This window comes from Microbacterium sp. K41 (assembly GCF_004794395.1).
Taxonomy (GTDB): Bacteria; Actinomycetota; Actinomycetes; order Actinomycetales; family Microbacteriaceae; genus Microbacterium; species Microbacterium sufflavum.
This window is the reverse complement of record NZ_SSDO01000227.1, coordinates 18,421-39,272: the sequence shown is the minus strand read 5'-3', so window position 1 is coordinate 39,272 and position 20,852 is coordinate 18,421. Positions and strand designations below refer to the sequence as shown.

Sequence of the window (20,852 nt, the reverse complement as noted above, 5' to 3'; positions counted from 1 at the left end):
GGGTGAGCACGAGGAGCGGCACCGCCGCGCGCGGCCCCAGGCGCACCCCTCGAGCGCGCTCGGCCTCACGGAGCCGGTGGACGAACGCCGCGACCACCGGCACCATCGTGAGCGTGAGCGACAGCGTCAGCGCGACGACCTCCGGATCGACACCCCAGCGACGCAGCGGCCGCAGCACCGTCTGCAGCACATCGAGCAGGTCGGACATCCGCGTGGTCATCGTCACCAGTGCGGCGACGAGCAGCAGCGCCGCGACCCGACCGGCACCGACCCACGCGGCGATCGGCGAGACGAACACCGCCAGCATCACCCCCAGCACGAGGAGGATCCATCGCAACCGCCACAGTTCGACGAGCAGCGTGCGCGGACTCTGCCCTCCGAGCGGATAGAGCACGACCGTGGCGGCGAGGGCCACGCTCACGACGACGGGCTGCGGCGGAAGCAGGGTCAGGCCGAGGGCGCAGAGCACGAGCCCCGCGAGCTTCATCCCCGCCGGCAGGCGATGCAGCACGCTCGTGCCGGGGCGGTAGAGCGAGATCACGCGGACACCCGGCAGTACTCGTCGATCACCGCATCCGGGTGACCCACGGCCACGGCTCGCCCGCCCTCGAACAGCACGGCCAGGTCGCAGCGCGCGGCCAGGTCGAGGTCGTGCGTGGCCACCACGACCTGCGCCTCCTGCGCCATCAGCAGCTCCGCGATGCGCCGGGCGTTGCAGCGGTCGAGAAGCGTGGTCGGCTCGTCGGCCACGAGCAGCCGCGGCTCGGTCACGAGCACGGCTGCCAGCGCGAGCAGCTGCTTCTGCCCGCCGGACAGCGACGACGCGGGCACGTCCGCGTGCGCCTCGAGCCCATGCACCGCGAGGGTCTCGCGCACGCGTCGGTCGACCTCCGCGCGCGGGAGGCCTCGCAGCGACAGGGCGAGATCTTCCGCGGGCGTCGGCATGAGGATCTGCGCGTCGGGATCCGTGAACACGAAGCCGACGCGGCGTCGGAGCTCCCGCGTGTCGCGCACCACGTCGAGCCCGTGCACGACCGCGGTGCCCGCCGTCGGCACGATCAGGCCGTCCAGCACACGCGCGAACGTCGACTTTCCCGAGCCGTTCGCCCCGATCACGGCGATGCGTCGTGCCGCGAGGTCGAGGCTCACGTCATCGAGGATCGCCCGGCCGTCGACCTCCACCCGCACGTGCTCCAGCACGATCGATGCGGCGGCTTCCTCGGCCCGACGCTGCTCGCGCACTCCCACCTCCTGAACACCGTTCACCTGAACGCCGTTCACTATAGTGGGGTCATGACTCCCGAGCCCAATCCGGCCCGACACGACCGCGACAGCGTCGCCCGCAGCGCTCTCGCCCTGCTCGACGAGGTCGGTCTGGCCGACCTCTCGATGCGGCGCATCGCCGCGCGGCTCGACGTGCAGCCCAGTGCTCTCTACTGGCACTTCGCGAGCAAGCAGGAGCTGCTCGCCGATCTCGCCGACCGCATCACCGCGAGCCTCCCCCGCGGAACCACCGGCGTCCTCGCCACCGCCCGCGGCCTGCGGGATGCTCTGTTCGCCCACCGCGACGGCGCCGAGATCGTGCTGAGCACCTACGCGCTCCAGCTCGGCTCGGCGCACGCGCTCGACGCGCTCATCGCCGCGCTGCGGAGCGACGGCGCCGACGATCCCGAAACCCGCGCGACCGCGATCCTTCACTTCGTCCTCGGCCACGCGACGCTCGTGCAGCAGCGCATGCACGCCGACAGCCACGGCGCCCTGCCACCCTCGGACGAGATCGACGTCACGGCGGGTCTCGACCGCGCGTTCGACCTGGGCGTGCGGGCGCTCGCAGGCGAGGTCAGCGCACCGCGGGCTCCGCGGCGTGCCCGAGCCTGAGACCCGGCACGAGCGCCAGCAGCACGAGACCGAGACCGAACGCGAACACCACGCCGAAGGCGCCAGGACCGCCGCCGAGGGTGGCCACGGCGAGCCCCGCGACCGCGATCGCGACCGCAGACCCCGTCGCGTCGGAGATCGACAGCGCCGAGGAGTTGAACCCCTGGTTCGATTCGTCCGAGTAGGCCAGCGTGAGCACCGTCAGGCGCGGATACAGCAGCCCCATGCCGCCACCCGCGAACGCCCACCCGAGGATCACCACGACGGGCGACACCGGGAACACGGCCGCCGCGAGCACCGCCAGCATCGCCACCAGGAGGGCGCCGAGGCTCAGCAGCGTGATGCGGCGGTTGCCTAGCCGCTCGCCGTAGCGCCCCTGCAGCGCCGAGGCTCCAGCCCACGCGAACGCCGCGAGCATGAGCGCCACCCCCGCCCACGTGGCGGTGAAGTCGTACTTCCGGATGAGCAGGTAGGGGATGTAGGCCTCCGCCGCGAAGAACGCGCCGGCGGCCACGCCGCGCATCAGCACGACGCTGGGCAACCCGGCTCCCGCGCGGAGGGTACGGGCGGGGAGCAGCGGCAGCACCGCGACGCCGATCCCGAGGATCGCGGCCACGGCGACCGGCCAGCGCACCCCGTCGTCGAGCTCGGCCGAGACGCCGATCACCACCGCCAACGCCGCCACCACGACGGCCAGCAGCAGGCGGAGGCGCAGCGCACGCCGGTCCTGGGGTTCGCCGCCGCCCAGGTCGACACCACGCAGCCGGACCGCGATCATCAGGAAGGCGATCGCGGTGAGCACCGCGACGCCCAGGAACGCCCAGCGCCAGTGCAGGTACTCCGCGACCGCTCCCGCGAGGAACGGCCCCACCATCGACGGGACGACCCAGGCGGCCGCGAACGCCGCGAACACGCGCCCGTGCAGCTCCGGCGGGTAGAGCCGCGCGACCACGACGTACAGCGCGACCGTCTGACCGCCGGTGCCGAGCCCCTGCACGAGCCGACCGATCAGGAACTGCGGCATCGAGGTCGCGAAGCCCGAGATCAGCAGGCCGACGATGAACAGCGCCACCGCCACGTACAGCGCGCCGCGCGGCCCGCGCGCGTCGGACCAGGCACCGGTCGCGACCATCCCGATCACGCTCGTCGCAAGGGTGCCGGCGAACGCGACGGCGAACAGCGCCTCGCCGTCGAGCGCCGCACTCACGATCGGCATGACCGTGGTGACCGCGAGCGCCTCGATCGCGGCGAGGAAGATGAGCGCGACCGCGCCCACCGTCACCCAGATTCGGCCGCGATCCCAGATCGATGCGACGGGCTGCGGCGCGGTCATCGCTCCACGAGCGCGGCGATCCGCTCGACGGCCTCCGTCAGGATCTCCGGGCTCGTCCCGAAGTTCAGTCGCACGTGGCCCGCTCCCTCGGTGCCGAACGCCGGGCCGAAGTGCAGGGCGACCTTCGCATCCCGCAGGATCCGCCGCGCGGGGTTGTCGCCCCAGCCCAGAGCCGACAGGTCGATCCAGGCCAGGTAGCCCGCGTCCGGGATCCGGTAGCGGGCACCGGGAAGATGCCGCGCCAGCAGGTCCTCCAGGAGCACGCGGTTCTGGTCGAGCGAGTCGAGCAGCCCGTCCAGCCAGGCATCGCTCTCCTCCGCGAACGCTGCGACCGAGGCGAGCAGACCGAACTGACCGGTGCGCCACTCGACCTCCACGGGGAGCCCTCGCACCACGGCGCTGGTGTCGTCGTCGGCCGTGACCATCAGCGCACACTTCAGGCCGGCGAGGTTGAACGCCTTGCTGGCGCTCACGACCGCATAGCCGACGCGTGCGGCCGTCTCGCTCGCCGCGAGGAAGGGCGTGAACCCGGTCCCCGGCTGGGCGAGCGGCGCGTGGATCTCGTCGGACACGACGGCGGCACCGTACTCGGCAGCGATCTCCGCCAGCGCGGCGAGGGCGTCTCGGTCGTGCACCGTGCCGGTCGGGTTGTGCGGGTTGCACAGCAGGATCGCGGTCGCACCGTCGTCGAACGCCCCGCGGATCCCGTCGAGGTCGAGCTCCCACCCCGTGCCCGTGTCGCGCAGCGGCACCCGCATCACCTCCGCACCGGCCTCCTCCACGAGGTCGTAGAACGGCGGGTACACGGGCGGGGTGACGACGACCCGCTCCCCCGGCTGCGTCACGCGGCGCAGGATCTCCACGATGCCCATGCTCACGTCGGCCGTGCTGCGAGTGCGTGCGGGATCCACCGCCCAGTCGTAACGGCGGCGCGCGAAGCCCGCGAACGCCTCGGCCAGCGGCGTCTTCGAGGCGATGTACCCGGTGTCGCCACGCTCGACCGCACGGTGCAGGGCCGCGGTGATCGCGGGGGCGAGGGGGAAGTCGGTCTCGGCGACGAAGAGCGGAAGCACATCGGCGGGGTACTCGCGCCACTTCTCGCTGCTGCGCTCACGGAGCTCCGCCAGGGACAGCGCCTGAACATGCAACATTCGATCTCCCGAGTTCTCGTCCCCGCCTCGCCGCGGAGTCAGCGAAGCGGGCGCGTCTCCGCGCCCGCTCCGTCGTGCATCACTGTCTTCAGCGTCAGATTGCGAATCCCAGCGCGCGCATCATGTCGCGCCCGTCGTCCGTGATCCGCTCCGGACCCCACGGCGGCATCCACACCCAGTTGATGCGGAACCGGTCCACGACGTTGTCGAGAGCCTGCGCGGTCTGGTCTTCGAGGACGTCGGTCAGCGGGCAGCCCGCGCTGGTCAACGTCATGTGGATGACGAGAGCATCGTTCTCGTCATCCCAGGCGAGGTCGTAGATGAGGCCGAGGTCGACGACGTTGATCCCGAGCTCCGGGTCCATGACGTCCTTGAGCGCCTCGGTGACCGCGTCGTACTTCTCATCCGTGAGGGTCGCTGTCATACGGCTCAGCCTACGCCTCGATCGGGGCGGAAGGGTCGAGGAACCGGTCGTAGCCCTCGTTCTCCAGCCGGTCGGCGAGCTCGGGTCCGCCCTCTTCGACGATCTTGCCCGCGACGACGACGTGCACGAAGTCGGGGCGGATGTACCGCAGGATCCGGGTGTAGTGCGTGATCAGGAGCACGCCGAGTCCCGTGGACTCCTTGGCACGGTTCACGCCCTCGGACACGATCTTCAGCGCGTCGACGTCGAGACCCGAGTCGGTCTCGTCGAGCACAGCGAACTTCGGCTTGAGCACCTCGAGCTGCAGGATCTCGTGGCGCTTCTTCTCGCCGCCGGAGAAGCCCTCGTTGACGTTGCGCTGCGCGAACTTCGGGTCCATGCGCAGGTTCGCCATGGACTCCTTGACGTCCTTGGTCCACTGGCGGATCGAGGGCGCCTCGCCGTCGAGCGCGGTCTTCGCCGTGCGCAGGAAGTTCGTCACGGTGACGCCGGGGATCTCCACCGGGTACTGCATCGCGAGGAAGAGCCCGGCGCGGGCGCGCTCGTCGACGCTCATCGCCAGCACGTCCTCCCCGTCGAACGTGATCGAGCCGGAGGTCACCGTGTACTTCGGGTGACCGGCGATCGTGTAGGCCAGGGTCGACTTGCCCGAGCCGTTGGGGCCCATGATGGCGTGGGTCTCACCGGTGTTCATGGTGAGGGTGATTCCGTTGAGGATCGGGGTGGTCCCCGCCTCGGTCTCGACCGTCACGTGCAGGTCGCGGATCTCGAGAACAGACATTCTTCAGACTTCCTTCGTCACAGCAGGATCGATGAGCACGTCGTCGCCGTCGATCTCGACGACGTAGACCGGGACGGGCTCGTAAGCGGGGAGGTTCTGGGGCTTGCCGGTGATCAGGGAGAAGGCCGAGCCGTGAGCCCAGCACTCCACCGTGTCGCCTTCCACGAAGCCCTCGGACAGCGAGATGTCGCCGTGCGTGCAGGTGTCGCCGATGGCGTGGATCACGCCATCGCCGTCCTTGATCACCGTGATGGGCACGCCGCCCGGCTCGACGCGGAGCGGGGTGTCCTGCTCCAGGTCGGAGACCGCGCAGACGCGCTCGGCGGTCACGCGTCCACCTCGGCGAGCTCGGCCTCGATGGCGGCGAGCAGCTCCGCCTCGAGCGTCGGGATACCGAGGCGCAGCACGATGTCGGTGAGGAAGCCGAGCACGACGAGACGCCGCGCCTCCTCCTCCGGGATGCCGCGGGCCTGCAGGTAGAAGAGCTGCTCGTCGTCGAAGCGACCGGTCGCACTCGCGTGGCCCGCGCCGACGATGTCGCCCGTCTCGATCTCGAGGTTCGGGATCGAGTCGGCGCGCGCCCCCTCGGTGAGCACCAGGTTGCGGTTCGCCTCGTACGAGTCGGTGCCCGTGGCGTCGGCGCCGATCAGCACGTCGCCGATCCACACACTGTGCGCGCTCGCGCCCTGGAGGGCACCCTTGTAGAGCACGTCGCCCGTGGTGTGCGGACCCTTGTGGTGCAGGTAGACCTGGCTCTCCAGGTGCTGCCCGGCGTCCGCGTACGACAGCCCGTAGAGGTAGCCCTCGGAACCCGCGCCCGCGAGCTCCACGCTCGGGTTCACGCGCACGAGGCCGCCGCCGAAGCTCACCACGAAGTGCTTGAGCGTGGCGTCGGAGCCGACGCGGGCCTGGTGCGCGGCCGCGTGCACCGCGTCGTCCTCCCACTGCTGCACCGTGACCACGGTGAGCTTCGCGCCATCGCGGACGATGATCTCCACGTTCTGCGCGTACTGCGCGGAACCCTTGTGCTGCAGCACCACGGTCGCGACGCTGTGCTCCAGCGCCTCGATCACGATGTGGGCGTCGGCGCGGCGGTCGGCACCCGTACCCGTGACGGAGATGAAGATCGGCTCGGCGACCTCCTCCTCACGCGGGATGCGCACGTGCACCGCCTCGCTCGCACCCTGCCAGGCGACGGCGGCCGTGATGTCCTCGGGGAGGAAGACCTCGCCGCGCGGAGCGGCGCCGATGGCGAGCGGTCCTGCCACGTACTGCTCGCCGGAGCTGAAGGCGTACGCGACGCCGTCGTTCGCCTCTGCCGTCTGGAACAGCGGCGTCAGCTGCGCGACCGGCGTGTGCTTCCAGTTGACCTCACGGCCGCTGGGGGCGCCGAAGTCGTCCGGGTCGTACGAGTGCGGGCGCTCGGAGCGCGTCTGCACCGGGACGAATCCGGCGTCGGCGACCTGGGCGGCCGGGTCGATGTGCGCGTTCGTGTGCTGCGCCTCCGTGGGCGCTGTCGTCGAGGCCGCCATTTAGCCGACCGATCCTTCCATGCCCATCTCGATGAGCTTGTTCAGTTCCATCGCGTACTCCATAGGCAGCTCACGCGCGATCGGCTCGATGAAGCCGCGCACGATCATCGCCATCGCCTCGTCCTCGGGCATGCCGCGGGACTGGAGGTAGAAGAGCTGCTCCTCGCTGACCTTCGAGACCGTAGCCTCGTGGCCGAGCTGCACGTCGTCGACGCGGATGTCGATCGCCGGGTAGGTGTCGGAGCGCGACTTCGTGTCCACGAGCAGCGCGTCGCAACGGACGGTGTTCGCCGAGTGGTGGGCGTTGGCGTCGACGCGGACCTCACCGCGGTAGCCGGCGCGACCGCCGCCGCGGGCGATCGACTTCGAGACGATCGACGACTGCGTGTACGGCGCCATGTGGATCATCTTGGCGCCCGCGTCCTGGTGCTGACCGGGACCGGCGAAGGCGACCGAGAGGGTCTCGCCCTTGGCGTGCTCGCCCATCAGGTAGATCGACGGGTACTTCATCGTCACCTTGGAGCCGATGTTGCCGTCGACCCACTCCATGGTCGCACCCTCGTGTGCCACGGCGCGCTTGGTGACCAGGTTGTAGACGTTGTTCGACCAGTTCTGGATCGTCGTGTAGCGCACGCGGGCGTTCTTCTTCACGATGATCTCGACCACGGCCGAGTGCAGCGAGTCGGACTTGTAGATCGGAGCCGTGCAGCCCTCGATGTAGTGGACGTAGCTGTCCTCGTCGGCGATGATCAGGGTCCGCTCGAACTGACCCATGTTCTCGGTGTTGATGCGGAAGTACGCCTGCAGCGGGATCTCGACGTGCACGCCCTTCGGGACGTAGACGAACGAGCCGCCCGACCACACGGCCGTGTTGAGTGCGGCGAACTTGTTGTCGCCCGCCGGGATGACCGTGCCGAAGTACTCCTCGAAGAACTCGGGGTGCTCGCGCAGCGCCGTGTCGGTGTCCATGAAGATGACGCCCTGGGCCTCGAGGTCCTCGCGGATCTGGTGGTACACGACCTCGGATTCGTACTGAGCGGCGACGCCGGCCACGAGGCGCTGGCGCTCTGCCTCGGGGATGCCCAGGCGCTCGTACGTCTCGCGGATCTCCTCGGGGAGGTCCTCCCAGCTCTGCGCCTGCTTCTCGGTGGAGCGGACGAAGTACTTGATGTTGTCGAAGTCGATGTCGCTGAGGTCGGCGCCCCACGTCGGCATCGGCTTGCGACCGAAGAGCTGATACCCCTTCAGACGGGTCTTCAGCATCCACTCGGGTTCGTTCTTGAGGGCAGAGATCCCGCGGACCACCTCTTCGGAGATGCCGCGTTTCGCCACGGCACCCGCGGCGTCCTCATCGTGCCAGCCGAACTCGTACACCCCCAGGCCGTCAAGCTCCGGGCGGTCGATCAGCACATCCGACATGCAACACTCTCCTCACAGGTCCCAAACGGTGTCATCCGCCCCGACACACCTGATCCCCGTCGAGTCTGCGGGAGCGGGTGCCGTTGGTGGGCCCTCATCATCGGCGCTTCCATCGCGCCTAAACTGTTGACGATGCTTCAGCGCGGTCAGCGCTCATCGCAACAATCCGATTCTACAGGTTCCGCCTGGCGGACGGGCCGCGCGCCACGTCGCCGACGAGCCGGAGGACTCATGCCCGAGACGACCATCACCACCCCTCCGACGACTCGGACGACCCCCGTTCCGCGATCCCGCGGGTGGGCGAAGGCGCTGACCGTCTTCGCGTGGCTCTCGTTCGTCAGCGAGACGATCATCATCGGCACCGGCGGCGCGGTGCGTCTGACCGGCTCCGGCCTCGGCTGTTCCGACTGGCCGCTGTGCACGCCCGAGTCGCTCGTGCCCATCCTCGAAGTGCAGGGGGTGCACGGCGTCATCGAGTTCGGCAACCGGCTGATGACGGGCGTCGTCGGCATCATCGCTCTCACCGTCGTGCTGCTCGTCCTGTACACGGTGAACGGGCGTCGCGCGGTCACGAAGGCGCTGTGGTTCGCGCTCGGCGGCATCGTCGCGGCCGGCATCGCCTTCGCGATCGCCTTCCCCTTCCACTTCCCCGCCTCGCCGATCGCGTCCGGCGTGCTGCTGCTCGCCGTCATCGCGGCCGCCGTCCACTCCGTCCGCACCACGGCCACGCGTCGCGACCTCGTGCTCCCGGCGTGGCTCGTGCTGATCGGTGTGGTGGCCCAGGCCCTCGTCGGAGGCATCACGGTCCTGACCGGGCTGAACCCCTTCATCGTGGGCTTCCACTACACCTCGTCGCTGCTTCTCGTGTGCGTCACGGCCGCGTTCCTCGTGCGCCTCAAGACCGCACCGGGGCCCCGCGAACGCGCCGTGCCGAGCTGGTTCGCGATCGTCACGCATGTGACAGGACTCGCGCTCGCGGTGACGATCCTGTTCGGCGTCCTCACCACCGGCTCCGGGCCGCACTCGGGTGATGCGGACGTGCTGCGCCACGGCTTCGACGCGACCGTCCTCGCGCACGTGCACTCCTGGCCCGGCTACGTGCTGGCCGCCCTGGTGCTGTTCCTCACGATCACCGCCTGGGCACTCCGCCTGGAGCCCCGCCGCTGGCTGCTCGTGCTCGTGCTCGCGATCCTGGTGCAGGTCGGCGTCGGGGTGTGGCAGGCGCGCGAGGGGCTGCCGCCGATCCTGGTCGGCATCCACATGGTGCTCGCCTCGCTGTCGGCCGCGACGTACACCGTGGTGGTGCTGCACCTGAAGCGCCCGGTGCGGACGGACGTCCCGGCCGAGGAACCCGCCCCGGCGCTCACCGGGCGCTGAGCCGCACAGACGATCCATAGCGTGCGCACCGGGGCCTCATCAGGGCATCGGTCAGCCTGGTCGGCATGCACAGAACACTGACCAGAAGCATCGGATTCTGGATTCTCCTCATCGTGTCCCTCGCCGCGATCGGCGTCGGCGGATGGCTCATCGCCGGCCAGATCGGCACCATGACGAGCACCCTGCTCGATGGCACGGCCACGGGGGTGGAGGTCTACGTCGGCCAGTCGCTCGTGGTGGTCGGAGCCGCGGTGCTCGGCGCCGGCCTGATCGGCCTGCTCCTCGCCCTCGGCCTCGTGGCGGCGCGGGCACTCGTCCCGGCCGTGCCCGCCGTGCCCGTCGCGCTCGACGCCGGAATGGATGAGCCGTCCCCCAACGAGGTCATCGCCGCGACCGGGTCCGCGACCGATCAGGATGCGACGGCGACCACGGACGCCGCCAGCACGCCGGCGGACGACGCGTCAGCGTCCGCGGCGTCGGAGGACGCTGCGGATCAGAACGGCAGCAGCGGGTCGACCGCGACGGCCACGAAGATCAGCGTCAAGTAGGTGATCGAGGCGTGGAAGACTCGCATCGGCCTCGCCTCGGTCCCCCGCACCGCCTGGTTGTACAGGCGGTGCGACTCGTAGATGAACCAGCCGCCGAAGACCAGCGCGGACACCGTGTAGACGAGACCCATGTTCGCGATCGGCACCAGCAGCAGCGAGCACGCGACGGTCGCCCACGCGTAGAGGATCACCTGGAGGCCGACCTGCGAGGCGTTGCGCGTGACGCCGAGCATCGGGACGTCGACGTCCTCGTAGTCGTCCTTGTACTTCATCGACAGCGGCCAGTAGTGCGGCGGCGTCCACAGGAAGACCAGCAGGAACAGGATGAACGCCGGCCAGTCGAGAGAGCCCGTGACGGCCGACCAGCCGATGAGCACGGGGAAGCAGCCCGCGATGCCGCCCCAGATGATGTTCTGCTCGGTGCGGCGCTTGAGGATCATCGTGTAGATCACGACGTAGAAGAAGATGGCCGAGGCCGAGAGCAGTGCGGTGAGCCAGTTGGTGGTGAACCAGAGCCAGACGGTGGACACGATCGCGAGAGTCCAGGAGAAGATCAGCGCGCCGCGCGGGCTCACCTCGCCCGTGACCAGCGGACGGTTCTCCGTGCGGTGCATGTGCGCGTCGATGTCGCGGTCGAGATACATGTTGAACGCCCCGGCCGAGCCGGCGCTCATGGATCCGCCGATGACGGTCGCGAGGACCAGCCAGAGGTTCGGGAGACCGCCCTGGGCGAGGAACATCACCGGGACGGTCGAGACGAGGAGGAGTTCGAGGACTCGGGGCTTCGTCAGCGTCACGTAAGCGCTCACCGTGCGACCGATGGACGACTTCCGTACGGTCTGATCAGACATCGTCGAGATCTCGATCGCCTCCTCCGCGCGCGTTACGGGACAACCTCTCCAGTGTATGACACGCGATGACGCCTTCCGTGCCGCCCGGCCACCGATCGGATCCACCGTCACCGCTATGCTGAAGGCACTCGCGCGCCCGATGCTGCGCACACCCCCACCCGTCCTCGAGGCGGTGCGGAATGCGCCAGGGAAGTTGCGGATGCGCCAAGGAATACGGGCGCCCTCGAAACTGTCGGAAAGGGCATGAACGTGTCGGAATTGCAGTGGGACGAGATCGATCGACGCGCGGTGGACACCGCCCGGATCCTGGCGGCCGATGCGGTCGAGAAGGTCGGCAACGGCCACCCCGGCACGGCGATGAGCCTGGCTCCCGCGGCGTATCTGCTGTACCAGCGCGTCCTGCGGCACGACCCCGCCGACACCGACTGGCTCGGCCGCGACCGGTTCATCCTCTCCGTCGGACACTCGTCCCTCACGCAGTACGTGCAGCTCTACCTCGGCGGCTTCGGCCTGGAGCTCGATGACCTCAAGGCGCTGCGCACGTGGGGATCGAAGACCCCCGGCCACCCCGAGTACGGACACACGAAGGGCGTGGAGATCACGACGGGGCCGCTCGGGCAGGGCCTCGCCTCCGCCGTGGGCTTCGCGTACGCCGCCCGCTACGAGCGTGGGCTGTTCGATCCGGAGGCCGCGGCGGGCACGAGCCCGTTCGACCACTTCGTCTACGTGATCGCGGGTGACGGCGACCTGCAGGAGGGCGTGACCAGCGAGGCCTCGTCGCTCGCGGGCCACCAGCAGCTGGGCAACCTCATCGCTATCTACGACTCCAACCAGATCTCCATCGAGGACGACACCAACGTCGCGTTCACGGAGGATGTCGCCGCCCGCTACGCCTCCTACGGCTGGCACGTGCAGACGGTCGACTGGAAGAAGACGGGCGAGTACGTCGAAGACATCGCCGAGCTCTACGCCGCCATCGAGGCCGCGAAGGGCGAGACCGACAAGCCGTCGCTCATCATCCTCAAGACCATCATCGGCTGGCCGTCGCCCGGCAAGCAGAACACCGGCAAGATCCACGGCTCCGCCCTCGGCGCGGACGAGCTCGCCGCGACCAAGAAGGTCCTCGGGTTCGACCCGGAGCAGACGTTCGTGGTGGCCGACGACGTGATCGCCCACACGCGCGGCCTGGCCGAGCGCGCGGCCGAGGAGCGCGCCGCCTGGCAGAAGTCGTTCGACGCCTGGGCCGAGGCGAACCCGGAGCGCAAGGCGCTGCTCGACCGCGTCGAGGCCCGCGAGCTCCCCGCCGACATCGCCGACGCGCTGCCCGTGTTCGAGGCCGGCAAGGACGTCTCGACCCGCGCCGCGTCCGGCCAGGTCATCAACGCCCTCGCCGCACAGCTGCCCGAGCTCTGGGGCGGGTCCGCCGACCTCGCCGAGTCCAACCTCACCACGATCAAGGACGCGGCGTCGTTCATCCCCGAGGAGTGGTCGACGCACGAGTGGTCGGGCACCCCCTACGGCCGCGTGCTGCACTTCGGCATCCGCGAGCACGCGATGGGCGCGATCGTGAACGGCATCGTGCTGCACGGGCCGACGCGCGCGTTCGGCGGCACCTTCCTCATCTTCAGCGACTACATGCGCCCCTCGGTGCGTCTGGCCGCTCTGATGAACGTGCCGAGCATCTTCGTCTGGACGCACGACTCCGTCGCCCTCGGCGAGGACGGCCCCACCCACCAGCCCATCGAGCAGCTCGCCACGCTGCGCGCGATCCCGAACCTGGCCGTCGTGCGCCCCGCCGACGCGAACGAGACCGCCGCCGTGTGGCTGGAGATCCTCCGCCGCCACGAGGGCCCCGCCGGCATCGCCCTGACGCGACAGAACATCCCGGTGTTCGAGCGCGGTGACGGCGAGGCCGCCGGCGACACGTTCGCCTCCGCCGCTCAGGCCGTCAAGGGTGCGTACGTGCTCGCCGAGGCCCCGAACGGCACGCCCGACGTCATCATCGTCGCCACCGGATCCGAGGTGCAGCTCGCGGTGAACGCCCGCGCGGCCCTCGCCGAGGAGGGCGTGAACGTGCGCGTCGTCTCGGCCCCGTCGCTCGAGTGGTTCGCGGAGCAGGACGAGGCGTACCGCGAGAGCGTGCTGCCGTCGTCGGTCACGGCGCGGGTGTCGGTCGAGGCCGGCTCCGTGCTCACGTGGCGCGGCATCGTCGGCGACCGCGGTCGTTCGGTCGGCATCGACCACTTCGGCGCCTCCGCCGACTACAAGACCCTCTTCGAGAAGTTCGGCATCACCACCGAGGCAGTCGTCGCGGCCGCCCGCGAGACCATCAAGGAGAACGCATGAGCACCCCCACCGCACAGCTCGCCGAGGCCGGCGTCAGCATCTGGCTCGACGACCTCTCGCGCACCCGCATCTCCTCCGGCAACCTCGCGGAGCTGATCTCGTCGCGCAACGTCGTCGGCGTCACCACGAACCCGACGATCTTCGCCAACGCGATCACCGACAAGAACGACACGTCGTACGACGCGCAGGTCACCGAGCTCGCCGCGTCCGGCGCCTCGGCGGAGGAGGCCGTGTTCGCGGCCACCACGCAGGATGTGGGTGCCGCGCTCGACATCTTCCGCCCGGTGTGGGAGCAGTCCGGTCACGTGGACGGCCGCGTGTCCATCGAGGTCTCCCCCGACCTCGCGCATGACACCGACGGCACCGTCGCGCAGGCGAAGGAGCTGTGGGCGAAGATCGACCGCCCGAACCTGCTCGTGAAGATCCCGGCGACCAAGGCCGGCCTCCCGGCGATCACCGAGGCGATCGCGCACGGCATCAGCGTCAACGTGACCCTGATCTTCAGCCTGGAGCGGTACGCCGAGGTCATCGACGCCTACCTCACGGGCCTGGAGCGCGCGAAGGACGCCGGTGTCGACCTGTCGACCGTCCACTCCGTCGCGTCGTTCTTCGTCTCCCGCGTGGACACCGAGACCGACAAGCGCCTCACCGCGATCGGGACCGACGCCGCCGAGGCCCTCAAGAGCAAGGCCGGCCTGGCCAACGCCCGCCTGGCCTACGAGCTGTTCGAGCAGAGCTTCGAGACCGACCGGGCGAAGGCCCTCCTCGCGGCGGGGGCGAACGCCCAGCGTCCGCTCTGGGCGTCGACCGGCGTGAAGGACCCTGCGCTGCCCGACACCCTCTACGTCACTGAGCTCGTCGCCCCCGGCGTCGTCAACACCATGCCGGAGAAGACCCTCGAGGCCACCTTCGACCACGGCGTCGTCACCGGCGACACCATCACCGGCGGCTACGACGAGGCCCGTCAGGTCTTCGCCGGGCTGGAAGAGGTCGGCATCGACTTCACCGACGTCACCCAGGTGCTCGAGGACGAGGGCGTCGCCAAGTTCATCGATTCGTGGCACGACCTGCTCACCCAGGTCGCCGAGGCACTGGAGGCACAGCGATGACCTTCGCGATCCACGCCTCGGGCGCCGCGCGCGCCGCGATCGAGGAGACCGTCCCGAGCCTCGTCCACGACCTGGTCGCCTCGCGCATCACGAGCGGCGACGCCACGCTGTGGGGTCCGGCGGCCGAGGCCGAGGCCTCGATCCGGCTCGGGTGGGTCGAGGCGGTCTCCGTCTCCCGGCCGCTCGTCGCCGAGATCGTCGCCCTGCGCGAGGAGCTCGCCGCGAAGGGAGTCACGCGCGTCGTGCTCGCCGGCATGGGCGGATCGTCGCTCGCGCCCGAGGTGATCGCGCAGACCTCGGGGGTCCCCCTCACGATCCTCGACTCCACGGCGCCCGGCCAGGTGCTGGCCGCGCTCGACGAGGGCCTCGCCGAGACCGTGCTCGTGGTGTCGTCGAAGTCCGGGTCCACGGTCGAGACCGACTCGCAGCGTCGCACGTTCGAGGCGGCGTTCCGCGACCTCGGCATCGACCCGACCGAGCGCATCGTCGTCGTCACCGACCCGGGCTCGCCGCTCGACGCCTCCGCGCGCGAGGCCGGGTACCGCGTGTTCAACGCCGACCCGAACGTGGGCGGCCGCTACTCCGCGCTGACCGCGTTCGGCCTGGTGCCGTCCGGCCTCGCGGGCGTCGATATCGACGAGCTGCTGAACGAGGCCGAGGCCTCGCTGCTCGAGGTCGCCGTCGACTCCGCCGAGAACCCGGCCCTGCGCCTGGGCGCGGCCATCGCCGCGACCACCCCGCGCCGCGACAAGCTGGGTCTGATCACGGACGGCACCCACATCAAGGGCCTGCCCGACTGGATCGAGCAGCTCATCGCCGAGTCCACGGGCAAGGAGGGAACCGGCATCCTCCCGGTCGTGCTGCTCCCCGTCTCCCCCGAGCTCGACCCCGTGCCCGCCGATCTGCAGATCGTGCGACTGGTCGACGACGCGAACGAGTTCCACCTGCACGAGCGCCACGAAGGTGAGATCCTCGTCAGCGGCACGCTCGGCGCGCAGTTCATCGTCTGGGAGTACGCCACCGCCATCGCCGGGCACCTGCTCGGCATCAACCCGTTCGACCAGCCCGACGTCGAGTCGGCGAAGGTGGCCGCGCGCGGCCTCCTCGACGCCCGACCCGAGCCCACCGCCCCCGCGTTCGTGGAGAACGGCGTCGAGGTGCGCGTGTCGGACCCGGCTCTCGCGGCCTCCGGCACGGTCGAGGGCGTGCTCGACGCGCTGTGGGCGCAGCTGCCCGCCGACGGCTACGTGTCGATCCAGGCGTACGTCAACCGTCTCGAGGTGCCGCAGCTGCAGGGCCTGCGCGAGCTGGTCGCCGCCGACTCCGGTCGTCCGACCACGTTCGGCTGGGGGCCGCGCTTCCTGCACTCGACCGGCCAGTACCACAAGGGCGGCCCGGCGCAGGGGGTGTTCCTGCAGATCCTGGAGCGCACCGACGTCGACCTCGAGATCCCCGATCGTCCGTTCACGTTCGGTCAGCTCATCCAGGCGCAGGCCGCCGGCGACGCGGGCGTGCTCGCGGAGCACGGGCGTCCCGTCGTCTCGCTGACGATCACGGAGTCGTCCGACGACGTGCTCACCCTCTTCGAAGCCGCACAGAAGTAACAGCAGGAGAAGCCCCCACCGATGACTGTTCCCCTCTCGCGCGGGCACAACCCGCTGCGCGACCCCGACGATCGCCGGCTCAATCGGATCGCGGGGCCCAGCGCCCTCGTGATCTTCGGCGTCACGGGAGACCTGTCGCGCAAGAAACTCATGCCCGCGGTGTACGACCTCGCCAACCGCGGCCTGCTGCCCCCCGGGTTCGCTCTGGTCGGGTTCGCCCGACGCGACTGGGAGGACCAGGACTTCGCGCAGGTCGTGTACGACGCGGTGAAGGAGCACGCCAGGACGCCGTTCCGCGAGGAGACCTGGGCGCAGCTGTTGCAGGGCATCCGCTTCGTGTCCGGCGAGTTCGACAACCCGGACTCCTTCCGCAAGCTCAGGGAGACCGTCGAGCGTCTCGACGTGGAACGCGGCACGATGGGCAACCACGCGTTCTACCTGTCGATCCCGCCGAAGGACTTCCCGCTGGTGGCGAAGCAGCTCAAGGACTCCGGGCTCGTCGGGCAGGACGCCGACGACGATGAGCGGTGGCGGCGTGTGGTCATCGAGAAGCCGTTCGGGCACGACCTCGAGTCAGCCCGCGCGCTGAACGCGGCGCTGGAGGTCGCGTTCCCCGCCGACTCGATCTTCCGCATCGACCACTACCTCGGCAAGGAGACGGTCCAGAACATCCTGGCGCTGCGCTTCGCCAATGAGCTGTACGAGCCGATCTGGAACCGCAACTACGTGGACCACGTGCAGATCACGATGGCCGAGGACATCGGCGTCGGGGGACGCGCGGGGTACTACGACGGCATCGGGGCGGCCCGTGACGTGATCCAGAACCACCTCCTGCAGTTGCTGGCGCTCACCGCGATGGAGGAGCCGATCAGCCTGTCGGCGGAGCATCTGCGCGCCGAGAAGGAGAAGGTGCTCGCCGCCGTGCACGTGCCGGAGGACCTGTCGCTCGCGACGGCCCGCGGGCAGTACGCCGGTGGCTGGCAGGGCGGCGAGAAGGTGACCGGCTTCCTCGACGAGGAGGGCATGAACCCCGAGTCCACGACCGAGACCTACGCGGCCATCAAGCTGGAGATCGACACGCGACGCTGGGCGGGCGTGCCGTTCTACCTGCGCACCGGCAAGCGCCTCGGCCGTCGCGTGACCGAGATCGCCGTCGTGTTCAACCGGGCACCGCAGCACCTCTTCGGCCGGGGCAACGCCTCCGAGCTCGGACAGAACGCGCTCGTCATCCGCGTGCAGCCCGATGAGGGTGTCACGATCCGGTTCGGCTCGAAGGTCCCCGGCACGGGCTCGAACGTGCGCGACGTCACGATGGACTTCGGCTACGGCCACGCCTTCACGGAGGCGAGCCCGGAGGCGTACGAGCGGCTCATCCTCGACGTGCTGCTCGGAGACCCGCCGCTCTTCCCGCGGCACGAGGAGGTCGAGCTCTCCTGGAAGATCCTCGACCCGGTGGAGAAGTACTGGGCGGCCCAGGGCGGCCCGGTGGAGCAGTACGCTCCGGGATCGTGGGGCCCGGCGTCCGCCGACGACCTGCTGGCCCGCGACGGACGAGTCTGGAGACGCCCGTGATCATCGACCTTCCCGACACGACCGTCAGCCAGGTCGCGAAGCAGCTCGTCAAGGTGCGCGAGGAGGGCGGCGCGGTCGCCCTCGGACGCGTGCTGACGCTCGTCATCTCCGCGCGCAACGGAGTCGCGGAGGCCGCGATCGACGCGGCCAACGACGCCTCGCGTGAGCACCCGATGCGCGTGATCGTGCTCACGACCGGAGACGGCGAGTCCCGCCTGGACGCACAGATCCGTGTGGGCGGAGACGCCGGAGCCAGCGAGGTCGTGGTGCTGCACGCCTACGGCGACGCCGCCAGCAACGAGGAGAGCCTGATCACCGGGCTCCTGCTCCCCGACGCACCCGTCGTGGCGTGGTGGCCGGAGGAGGCTCCGGCGTCGCCGTCGTCCTCCCCGCTCGGCCGCATCGCGCAGCGCCGGATCACCGACGCCGCGACCTCGCCCGATGTGCGCGACCGGCTCGCGCTGCTCGGCCGCACGCACGCGCCCGGCGACACCGACCTCGCGTGGACGCGGCTCACGCACTGGCGCGAGCAGCTGGCCGCCGTGCTGGATCAGCCGCCGTACGAGACCATCACCGCCGTCGAGGTGCGCGGGGCCGCCGCCTCCCCCTCCACCGCTCTGCTCGCCGCGTGGCTGCAGATGGCGCTGGACGTGCCGGTGCGGTGGTCGTACGAGAGCCCGGAGGAGTGGCAGGAGGGCATCAAGTCCGTGCGTCTGACGCGTGAGTCCGGTGACATCCTGCTGGAGCGTCCCTCGCCCGGCATCGCCGTGCTCACGCAGCCGGACCAGCCCAACCACGACCTCCACCTGCCGCGGCGCACGCTGCGCGAGTGCCTCGCCGAGGAGCTGCGCAGATTGGATCCAGATCTCCTGTACGGTCGAGTCATCACGGATGGCTGGGAGAAGCTCGGTCCGCCCGAGACGGGAGAGTGACACCGATGTCGGAATCGTCCGCAGAGAAGCGGGTCGTGGTCGAGGCCACCCCGACAGCCCTCGCCCTCCGGGTCGCCGATCGTTTCCTCACCCGCGTCAAGGCGCGCACCAGGAACGGTCGCGTCGCCCACATCGCCCTCACCGGCGGTTCCATGGGCGGGGCCGTGCTCCGTGCGGTCGCCGACAACCCGCGCGCGGCGGACATCGACTGGTCGCTCGTGCACTTCTGGTGGGGCGACGAGCGCTTCGTTCCCCGCGACGACTCGGACCGCAACGCGCTCCAGTCCCGCAACGCCCTGCTCGACCACATCCCGGTGCCCGAGGAGAACATCCACGAGGCCGCGGCGTCCGACAGCGGTCTGAACCTCGACGAGGCCGCTGCCGCGTACGCGGCGGAACTCGCCCGGTTCGGCACGGACGACCACCCCTGGCCGTCCTTCGCGGTGTGCTTCCTGGGCGTCGGTCCCGACGGCCACATCGCCTCGCTGTTCCCGGATCGCGAGGAAGTGACGGTCACGGACGCTGCCGCGCTGCCGGTGCGCGATTCCCCCAAACCCCCGCCGGAGCGGATCACGCTCACGCGTCCGGTCCTGAACTCGTCCAAGCGGGTCTGGCTCGTGCTGACGGGAGCGGACAAGGCCTCCGCGCTGGGCCTCGCACTGGCGGGCGCGAGCTATACGAGCGTGCCGGCGGCCGGTGCCAAGGGGCGCAAGCGCACGGTGTACTTCGTCGACGAGGCCGCAGCGTCCGAGGTGTCGCCCGACCTCATCGATCAGACCTACTGAGCCGGTCCTCCGGCCGCGGTCGCGCGCCCGCTCGTCCTCGGGGACGGGCGGGCGTCTGCGTGCGTCGCGTCGAACCGAGAACGAGGCTACGGGGCGTCGGGGCGCGTGCGCGCCTCGGGGTCGTCGCCAGAGCGCGGCGCTTCAGCGGCGGACGTCTCCTCGACGGCAGACGCCGCGTCGCGCATCGGTGACGGCGGTGCGGCGGCTGCGGCATCGTCCGCGTGCGTCGGAGCCGAGCTGCCCCGGGTGATGCCGAGCTCCTGGCTGTCGCTGAGCACCTGCGGGTGGTAGCGCGCGAGGCCCACGACACCCCACACGGCGATGCCCCCGGCGATCGCGAAGATGATGAGCACCCACCACGGCGCGGCGGCCGCCTCGCCCAGCACGACCATGCCGATGAGCACCGCCACGAGCGGGTCGACGACCGTGAGTCCGGCGATCACGAGGTCGGGGGGTCCCGAGCTGTAGGCGGTCTGCACGAAGTACGCGCCCACGGCCGCGGCCGACACCAGGGCAAGCACGCAGACGGCGGTGATCCATTCGAACTGGCCCGCCTCGATGCGCTTGATGACGACCTTCGCGAGCGTCGCCACGAAGCCGTACAGGATGCCGGCTCCGATCACGTAGAACAGCGCGCGCATGCGGTGACGCAGGATCAGCCAGCACGCACCGAGCACGATGATGACGACGAGCAGGAGGGCGAGGATCACGAACAGTTCGCGGTCGGTGACGTCCTGCTCCGTCGCGAAGATCGCCGCGAAGAACACGAACAGGAAGATGCCGCCGACGCACGCCACGATCGCCGTGAGCGACTGCCTGGTCGGGGAATGCCCGGAGATCCTCGCGTTGAGGAGCGTCGTGATGACCAGGGCGATCGCGCCGAGCGGCTGCACGACGATCAGTGGCGCCTGCACGAGGGCTGCGAGCTGGCAGACGATCGCGAGGCCGAGCATCAGCGTGCCGATGATCCAGGACGGGCGCGTGAGCAGACCCTTGATCTGGGCGAACGTGAGCCCGGAGGTGCCGGTGGAGCCGCTCAGCCGCTCGACCTTCTCCACCCCGCGGTGCTGGTACTGCGCGCCGAGCGACATGAAGACGGCACCGGCCAGGGCGAGAGGGATGCCGAGCAGGATCCCCGGGTTCTGGAAGGCACCGACGAGCTGGTCGCCGACGTCTTCGGCCATCCCCATCCACACCCCTGCGCTCACAC

The 20,852-nt window shown here is 70.2% G+C and carries 20 protein-coding genes; 9 read left to right on the top strand and 11 right to left on the bottom strand.

Annotated elements, in window-relative coordinates:
• Both DW309_RS06340 and DW309_RS06335 read right to left on the bottom strand, forming a co-directional pair.
• Positions 1 to 541 (bottom strand): CbiQ family ECF transporter T component (locus DW309_RS06340; RefSeq protein ID WP_136044878.1); only part of this gene is annotated, 541 nt, incomplete at its 3' end.
• Complete coding sequence (locus tag DW309_RS06335) at positions 538 to 1,242, bottom strand: energy-coupling factor ABC transporter ATP-binding protein (protein WP_205812650.1); 705 nt, start codon at positions 1,240 to 1,242, stop codon at positions 538 to 540. The genes DW309_RS06335 and DW309_RS06340, both read right to left, overlap by 4 nt.
• A gap of 51 nt (positions 1,243 to 1,293) precedes the next feature.
• On the opposite strand from DW309_RS06335, the gene DW309_RS06330 reads away from it, so the two are divergent.
• Positions 1,294 to 1,878 (top strand): TetR family transcriptional regulator, encoded by a 585-nt coding sequence (locus DW309_RS06330; protein WP_136044877.1) that lies wholly within the window; start codon positions 1,294 to 1,296, stop codon positions 1,876 to 1,878.
• Here DW309_RS06330 and DW309_RS06325 read toward each other — a convergent pair.
• The 7 genes from DW309_RS06325 to sufB all read right to left on the bottom strand — a co-directional run bounded on the left by DW309_RS06325 (position 1,841) and on the right by sufB (position 8,518).
• A complete protein-coding gene (locus tag DW309_RS06325; protein ID WP_136030169.1) occupies positions 1,841 to 3,211 on the bottom strand; it encodes an MFS transporter in 1,371 nt (456 codons plus the stop codon). The two genes, DW309_RS06330 and DW309_RS06325, sit on opposite strands and share 38 nt — an antisense overlap.
• The gene (locus DW309_RS06320) at positions 3,208 to 4,362 is read right to left on the bottom strand and encodes a MalY/PatB family protein (RefSeq protein ID WP_136044876.1); all 1,155 of its coding nucleotides are present in this window, start codon (positions 4,360 to 4,362) and stop codon (positions 3,208 to 3,210) included. The genes DW309_RS06325 and DW309_RS06320 overlap by 4 nt, the downstream gene beginning before the upstream one ends.
• Positions 4,363 to 4,456: 94 nt before the next feature.
• Complete coding sequence (locus DW309_RS06315) at positions 4,457 to 4,786, bottom strand: metal-sulfur cluster assembly factor (protein ID WP_017202280.1); 330 nt, start codon at positions 4,784 to 4,786, stop codon at positions 4,457 to 4,459.
• A 10-nt stretch (positions 4,787 to 4,796) separates the two neighbouring features.
• On the bottom strand, positions 4,797 to 5,567 hold the full coding sequence (gene sufC / locus DW309_RS06310) for a Fe-S cluster assembly ATPase SufC (RefSeq protein WP_101845421.1): 771 nt from the start codon (positions 5,565 to 5,567) through the stop codon (positions 4,797 to 4,799).
• 3 nt (positions 5,568 to 5,570) lie between these two features.
• A complete protein-coding gene (locus DW309_RS06305) occupies positions 5,571 to 5,897 on the bottom strand; it encodes a non-heme iron oxygenase ferredoxin subunit (protein ID WP_136030165.1) in 327 nt (108 codons plus the stop codon).
• Positions 5,894 to 7,099 (bottom strand): Fe-S cluster assembly protein SufD, encoded by a 1,206-nt coding sequence (gene sufD / locus DW309_RS06300; protein ID WP_136044875.1) that lies wholly within the window; start codon positions 7,097 to 7,099, stop codon positions 5,894 to 5,896. The genes DW309_RS06305 and sufD overlap by 4 nt, the downstream gene beginning before the upstream one ends.
• A complete protein-coding gene (sufB, locus tag DW309_RS06295) occupies positions 7,100 to 8,518 on the bottom strand; it encodes a Fe-S cluster assembly protein SufB (RefSeq protein ID WP_136030161.1) in 1,419 nt (472 codons plus the stop codon).
• Positions 8,519 to 8,749: 231 nt separating this feature from the next.
• Between sufB and DW309_RS06290 the strand changes: the two genes are divergently transcribed.
• Positions 8,750 to 9,895: a COX15/CtaA family protein gene (locus tag DW309_RS06290; protein WP_136044874.1), complete on the top strand. Its 1,146-nt coding sequence runs from the start codon at positions 8,750 to 8,752 to the stop codon at positions 9,893 to 9,895.
• A gap of 65 nt (positions 9,896 to 9,960) precedes the next feature.
• The gene (locus DW309_RS19970) at positions 9,961 to 10,443 is read left to right on the top strand and encodes a hypothetical protein (RefSeq protein WP_240753135.1); all 483 of its coding nucleotides are present in this window, start codon (positions 9,961 to 9,963) and stop codon (positions 10,441 to 10,443) included.
• On the opposite strand, the gene DW309_RS06275 is transcribed toward DW309_RS19970, so the two are convergent.
• Positions 10,389 to 11,294: a heme o synthase gene (locus tag DW309_RS06275; protein WP_136044872.1), complete on the bottom strand. Its 906-nt coding sequence runs from the start codon at positions 11,292 to 11,294 to the stop codon at positions 10,389 to 10,391. The two genes, DW309_RS19970 and DW309_RS06275, sit on opposite strands and share 55 nt — an antisense overlap.
• A gap of 249 nt (positions 11,295 to 11,543) precedes the next feature.
• Between DW309_RS06275 and tkt the strand changes: the two genes are divergently transcribed.
• The 6 genes from tkt to pgl are packed head-to-tail and all read left to right on the top strand — an operon-like array spanning position 11,544 to position 19,642.
• A complete protein-coding gene (gene tkt, locus DW309_RS06270) occupies positions 11,544 to 13,640 on the top strand; it encodes a transketolase (protein WP_136044880.1) in 2,097 nt (698 codons plus the stop codon).
• The gene (gene tal, locus DW309_RS06265; protein WP_136030153.1) at positions 13,637 to 14,749 is read left to right on the top strand and encodes a transaldolase; all 1,113 of its coding nucleotides are present in this window, start codon (positions 13,637 to 13,639) and stop codon (positions 14,747 to 14,749) included. The genes tkt and tal overlap by 4 nt, the downstream gene beginning before the upstream one ends.
• On the top strand, positions 14,746 to 16,353 hold the full coding sequence (locus DW309_RS06260) for a phosphoglucose isomerase-related protein (protein WP_136044871.1): 1,608 nt from the start codon (positions 14,746 to 14,748) through the stop codon (positions 16,351 to 16,353). Before tal ends, DW309_RS06260 begins: the two co-directional genes overlap by 4 nt.
• A 21-nt stretch (positions 16,354 to 16,374) precedes the next feature.
• Positions 16,375 to 17,925, top strand: coding sequence for a glucose-6-phosphate dehydrogenase (gene zwf / locus DW309_RS06255; protein WP_136030150.1), 1,551 nt, complete (start codon positions 16,375 to 16,377; stop codon positions 17,923 to 17,925).
• Entirely contained in the window at positions 17,922 to 18,857 is a 936-nt protein-coding gene (locus DW309_RS06250; protein ID WP_136030148.1) for a glucose-6-phosphate dehydrogenase assembly protein OpcA, read from the top strand. The genes zwf and DW309_RS06250 overlap by 4 nt, the downstream gene beginning before the upstream one ends.
• Before the next feature lie 5 nt (positions 18,858 to 18,862).
• Positions 18,863 to 19,642 carry a 6-phosphogluconolactonase gene (gene pgl / locus DW309_RS06245; RefSeq protein ID WP_168387194.1) on the top strand — a complete coding sequence of 260 codons (780 nt, stop codon included), beginning with the start codon at positions 18,863 to 18,865 and terminating at the stop codon, positions 19,640 to 19,642.
• Between the two features lie 86 nt (positions 19,643 to 19,728).
• Here the strand turns inward: pgl and DW309_RS06240 are convergent, their stop codons facing one another.
• The gene (locus DW309_RS06240) at positions 19,729 to 20,832 is read right to left on the bottom strand and encodes a DMT family transporter (protein ID WP_308194377.1); all 1,104 of its coding nucleotides are present in this window, start codon (positions 20,830 to 20,832) and stop codon (positions 19,729 to 19,731) included.
• Positions 20,833 to 20,852 lie beyond the last annotated feature (20 nt).

What these genes read in the sequence shown, in the direction of transcription:
- DW309_RS06330 (WP_136044877.1), top strand. Translation starts at nt 1,294, where the DNA reads ATGACTCCCGAGCCCAATCCGGCCCGACACGACCGCGACAGCGTCGCC.
- DW309_RS06325 (WP_136030169.1), bottom strand. Translation starts at nt 3,211, where the DNA reads ATGACCGCGCCGCAGCCCGTCGCATCGATCTGGGATCGCGGCCGAATC.
- DW309_RS06320 (WP_136044876.1), bottom strand. Translation starts at nt 4,362, where the DNA reads ATGTTGCATGTTCAGGCGCTGTCCCTGGCGGAGCTCCGTGAGCGCAGC.
- DW309_RS06315 (WP_017202280.1), bottom strand. Translation starts at nt 4,786, where the DNA reads ATGACAGCGACCCTCACGGATGAGAAGTACGACGCGGTCACCGAGGCG.
- sufC (WP_101845421.1), bottom strand. Translation starts at nt 5,567, where the DNA reads ATGTCTGTTCTCGAGATCCGCGACCTGCACGTGACGGTCGAGACCGAG.
- sufD (WP_136044875.1), bottom strand. Translation starts at nt 7,099, where the DNA reads ATGGCGGCCTCGACGACAGCGCCCACGGAGGCGCAGCACACGAACGCG.
- sufB (WP_136030161.1), bottom strand. Translation starts at nt 8,518, where the DNA reads ATGTCGGATGTGCTGATCGACCGCCCGGAGCTTGACGGCCTGGGGGTG.
- DW309_RS06290 (WP_136044874.1), top strand. Translation starts at nt 8,750, where the DNA reads ATGCCCGAGACGACCATCACCACCCCTCCGACGACTCGGACGACCCCC.
- DW309_RS19970 (WP_240753135.1), top strand. Translation starts at nt 9,961, where the DNA reads ATGCACAGAACACTGACCAGAAGCATCGGATTCTGGATTCTCCTCATC.
- DW309_RS06275 (WP_136044872.1), bottom strand. Translation starts at nt 11,294, where the DNA reads ATGTCTGATCAGACCGTACGGAAGTCGTCCATCGGTCGCACGGTGAGC.
- tal (WP_136030153.1), top strand. Translation starts at nt 13,637, where the DNA reads ATGAGCACCCCCACCGCACAGCTCGCCGAGGCCGGCGTCAGCATCTGG.
- DW309_RS06260 (WP_136044871.1), top strand. Translation starts at nt 14,746, where the DNA reads ATGACCTTCGCGATCCACGCCTCGGGCGCCGCGCGCGCCGCGATCGAG.
- zwf (WP_136030150.1), top strand. Translation starts at nt 16,375, where the DNA reads ATGACTGTTCCCCTCTCGCGCGGGCACAACCCGCTGCGCGACCCCGAC.
- pgl (WP_168387194.1), top strand. Translation starts at nt 18,863, where the DNA reads ATGTCGGAATCGTCCGCAGAGAAGCGGGTCGTGGTCGAGGCCACCCCG.
- DW309_RS06240 (WP_308194377.1), bottom strand. Translation starts at nt 20,832, where the DNA reads ATGGGGATGGCCGAAGACGTCGGCGACCAGCTCGTCGGTGCCTTCCAG.